Below are 650 nucleotides of genomic sequence, written 5' to 3'. Positions count from 1 at the left end.
ACACCATTAGCACATTCGTTAAGGAGTCTAGTTTCACCAAATCCTCTAGCGCTTTCAATTCTGTCAGGTTCAATACCTCTAGAGATAATATATTCTCTAGTAGATTTAGCTCTTCTGTCCGATAATTTTAAGTTGTACTTGTCACGGCCTCTACTATCTGTATGAGATTCAATTTTAATGACCATGTCTTTATGTTTACGAAGTACGTTAACAATATTTTCTAGTTCGTATTGGGCATCCGTTCTAATATCGGATTTATCATAGTCAAAGAAAATTGGATTAATAATAATTTGACTTTCTAATATTAGAGGTTTAAGCACGAGATCAGCTGTTATTGATTCTTCATTTTTTCTAGAAGTTGTTATGGTTTTTTTGTCGTCTTGGTAATCATCTTTAGTCCCTAATATGGTGTACGTTTGGTTACATTCAACCTCAAAGGAGTATGCACCATCCTCATCGGTAATGATTTGGTCAATAATTTTACCAGTTTGGTCAATGAGCTGTACTTTTACACCGCTTAAAATTATTTCAGTTCTGTGTTCAGAGGCAATCCCTGTTATGGTTTGACGGCATTCAGATATTGTAAAGCTATAAATATCATCGCCACCTTTCCCTTGCGGTCTATTAGAAGAGATGTATCCTTTTTGAGT

1 protein-coding gene is annotated in these 650 nt (G+C 34.9%); it reads right to left on the bottom strand.

Annotated features, from left to right (window positions below):
• Window positions 1–650: OmpA family protein (locus HNV08_RS16235; RefSeq protein WP_173282412.1), on the bottom strand; the 650-nt coding region annotated here is incomplete at both ends.

This window comes from Winogradskyella eckloniae, assembly GCF_013249045.1.
GTDB classification, from domain to species: domain Bacteria; phylum Bacteroidota; class Bacteroidia; order Flavobacteriales; family Flavobacteriaceae; genus Winogradskyella; species Winogradskyella eckloniae.
This window is presented reverse-complemented; position numbering and strand designations above follow the sequence as displayed.